The 3,651-nt window shown below is 72.4% G+C and carries 3 protein-coding genes; all 3 read left to right on the top strand.

Annotation, left to right across the window (positions count from 1 at the left end):
* Positions 1 to 3: 3 nt before the first annotated feature.
* Entirely contained in the window at positions 4 to 1,257 is a 1,254-nt protein-coding gene (locus ACY45C_RS17900; RefSeq protein ID WP_462188715.1) for a sensor domain-containing phosphodiesterase, read from the top strand.
* A 198-nt stretch (positions 1,258 to 1,455) separates the two neighbouring features.
* On the top strand, positions 1,456 to 2,742 hold the full coding sequence (locus tag ACY45C_RS17905; protein ID WP_462188712.1) for a hypothetical protein: 1,287 nt from the start codon (positions 1,456 to 1,458) through the stop codon (positions 2,740 to 2,742).
* A 37-nt stretch (positions 2,743 to 2,779) separates the two neighbouring features.
* The coding region (locus tag ACY45C_RS17910) for a transporter substrate-binding domain-containing protein (protein ID WP_462188713.1) at positions 2,780 to 3,651 on the top strand (872 nt) is incomplete at its 3' end.

The following is a 3,651-nucleotide window of genomic DNA, read 5'->3' on the forward strand; positions in this document are numbered from 1 at the left end:
ACGTTGGGCCCGCTGGCAGGCGTCACGCAGCCGGACACGGTAGTGACGGATCTACTCGAGATCCTGCGCCGACATCTGCGGATAGACGTCGCGGGGCTGGCCCGGATCGACGGGGATCTGCTTGTCCTGCAGGTTCTCAGCGGGGACGCACGGGGGTTCAGGCTGGCGCCGGGTTCGACGATCCGCCGCAAGCACACCCTGCTCGGGCGGGTGCTGTCCGGCGAGATACCGGTGATCGTCGCGGACACGCGCACCGATCCACGCACCGCGGGCGCGGGCCTCGTCCGCGAGCTGGGAGTCGGCGCGTACGCCGCGGCGCCGGTCGCCGACAACGACGGCGAGGTGTACGGCATAGTCGGCTGCTTCGCCCACGACGCGCTCCCTCAGCCACGCGACCGCGACGTGCACTTCCTGCACCTGTTGGCGGCCTTCCTGAGTGACGCGGTCCTCGACCTGCACCGCCTGTGGGAACAGCGACGCCGCATCTGGCAGGAAGTGAGCGACCTCATCGACGCGGGCGGCCCAAAGATGATCTTTCAGCCGATCTTCAGGCTCGCAGACGAACGGATCGTCGGGGTCGAGGCGCTGTCCCGCTTCCCCCACACGACCGGCGGTGCGCAGCAATGGTATAATGACGCCGCGACCGTCGGCCTGAGCATCGAGCTGGAACTCATGGCGATCCGCCACGCGCTGACCGTCCTGCCGACGCTCCCGTCCGACCTCACCCTCGCCGTCAACGCCTCGCCGTCCACCATCACCTCCGGCCTGATCGACATCCTTCCCGATCAGGGGGCCGATCGCCTCATCGTGGAGATCACCGAGCACGAGCACATCGGCGACGACTCGGAGCTACTGGCCGCCATCAGCATGCTGCGCCGCCGCGGAGTCCGCATCGCGATCGACGACGTCGGCACCGGCTACGCGGGCCTGGAACAGCTCATCCACCTGCGCCCGGAGATCATCAAACTGGATCGGGTCCTCACCCACGGAATCGACACCGATCCGGCCAGGCGCGCCATCGCGACGGGACTGGTGCAGGTCGCCGGCGAGATCGGCGGCTGCGTCATCGCCGAGGGCATCGAGACCCCGATGGAGCTCGACACGGCGATGGCGGCCGGAATCCCCTACGGCCAAGGTTACCTGCTTGGTCATCCCACCACGACCGCCGGGGCCGCCTGGGTGGAGCACTCCGCGCACCGGCCGACGGCCGCCGAACCGGAACCGGTGCCGGCCGCATCCTCCCGGCGGCTCGGCTGAGCCCGTGGCGGCTACCCGGGGCGGGGTCAGCCACGTCGAGAACCGGATCATGATCGACCCGGACCTCTGATCCCACGGCCGGCTGACCCCACGGCCGGCTGACCCACCGCCACAGCGCCAGCACGAGGTACCAGCCGGGGTGACGCCAAGGTGACAGTGGGCCACCCGGCGGTTCCGTAGGCCATACGCTCACCAGCCATGACCGCGGTGGCTACGGGGGTACGGCGCCGGGCGGCGACCCCGCCGGGCCGGCTGCGCCTGCTGTCCGTGCTCGTGGTCCTCGCGCTCGTCGCACTGTGGGCCACCGTCCTCGGCGCCACGCAGACCCGCCGGCACGCGATCGACACCCTGGCCAAGGACAGCGGCGCGTCCTTCATCGCCGCCCAGAGCCTGCGCGCCGAGCTCTCCGCGGCGGATGCCACGGCGGCCCGTGCCTTCCTCGCCGGCGGCGTCGAACCACCGGGGCAGCGTCCCGCCTACGCGCGCAGCATCGCCGCGGCGAGCGACCGCGTCGTCGATCTCGCCCGCGCTGGCAGTCCACGCCAGCCCCTGGCCGTGCTCTCCGCGCAACTGCCCGTCTACACCGGCCTGGTCGAACGGGCCCGGGCGAACAACCGGCTCGGCCTCGCCGTCGGCGGGGCCTACCTGCGGCAGGCGTCCGCGCTGATGCGGGACACCATCCTGCCCGCCGCCGACGCGCTGGCCGCCACCGGCGCCACCGACATCGACCACGGCTACCGGCGGGCGAGCTCCTGGCACCAGGTGCTCCTGGTCGGCGCCGTCGGTGCCGCGACGCTCGCCGGGCTCGTCGCGCTGCAGGTGCGGCTGTTCCGGCGCACCCACCGGATCCTCAATCCGCCGCTGCTCGCCGCCACGGCGCTCACCGCAATCATCCTCGGGTTGACGCTGACCGCGTTCGGCGTGGAACGCGGCCGTCTCGTCGAGAGCCGGGACCACGGGTACGTCCCGATGACGCTGACCGCGCAGGCCCGGGTGCTGGCATTACGGGCGTGGGGCGACGAAAGCCTGTCGCTGGTCGCCCACGGCAACAGCGTGGAACTCGGCGAGGACGCCCGCGCCGCGGCCGCCCGGCTGGGCTACGACGGCAGGGGGCGACGGACCGGGACCGGGGTTCTGCCGGCGACGGTGGCCCTGCGCGGCCCGGACGGCCCGGCCCGCGCCGCCCTGGAACCGGCCTGGCGCGGGTACCAGGCGACAAGCCTGCGGGTCGGTAACCTGGTGTCCGATGTCGGCGGGTTCCAGCAGGCGGTGGCCGTGGCGCTCGGCGAGGGCACGACCTCCTTCACCCGGTTCGACGACGCCTCGGAAGCGGTGTTCACGACCAGCCGTACCCGCTTCGAAGCGCGCCTGTCCGCCGCCGGCGAGGCGCTGAGCCGCCTGCCGCTCGGCGCCACCGTGGCGCTCGGGCTCGCCGCGGCCCTGGCCTTCGTCGGCATCCAGCTGAGAATCAACGACTACCGGTGAGCCAATGATGATCATCCGGTTCGCGGTGACGCGAGCGGTGACGGTACTGATTACCGTCGCCCTGGCGGTCGGCGTCACCGCCTGCGGCACGGTCGACAGTTCGCTGCCGGCCCAGGCCCGACCCCTGGACCCCGCGACGCCGACGCCCCCGCGGCCCGCCGCCCTCACGCCCGCCGCCGCAGCCGTGACACCGACACCCACCTGCGACAATCCGCAGGCCAGCTGGCGCCCGCCGGACCGGCTGCCCCCGCCGGGCGCGATGCCCACGGGCACCGTCCTGGAGACGATCGAACGCCGCGGCTACCTCACCGCCGGGATGCTGGCCGACGTCCCGCCCTTCGGGTCGATCAGCCCGTTCACCGGCCAGTTCGCGGGCTTCGACGTGGAGATCGCCAACCTGATCGGCCGGAGGATCTTCGGCGTAGACGGACGCGTGCGGTTCCGCGCGGTCACCTACGCCGAGCGCATCCCGGTCCTGCGCGACGGCGCTGTCGACGTCGTCGTGGCGACCATGACGACGAACTGCGAGCGGCGCGCGCTGGTGGACTTCTCCGTCGTCTACTACAACGAGACGCAACGGGTCCTGGTCCCCCGCGACTCGCCGTACCAGGGGATGGACGATCTCGGTGGGCGACGGGTCTGCACGGCGGCCGGCGCCACCTCGACGGCGACCGTCCGGCGGGCGCCGTCGCGCCCGGTGCTGCGCACCGTGCCGAACATCGCCGACTGCCTCGTGCTGCTCCAAGCCAGGGAGGTCGACGCCGTCACGACCACCACGGCCATCCTCAACGGGATGGCCGCCCAGGACCCGCGGCTGTACGTCGTCGGACCGGCCCTGTCGGACGAGCCGGACGCGGTCGCCGTCAGCCTCGACCATCCGGAACTGGATCTGGATCTGGATCTGTCGCT

The sequence above is a fragment of the Frankia sp. CcWB2 genome (genome assembly GCF_977927585.1).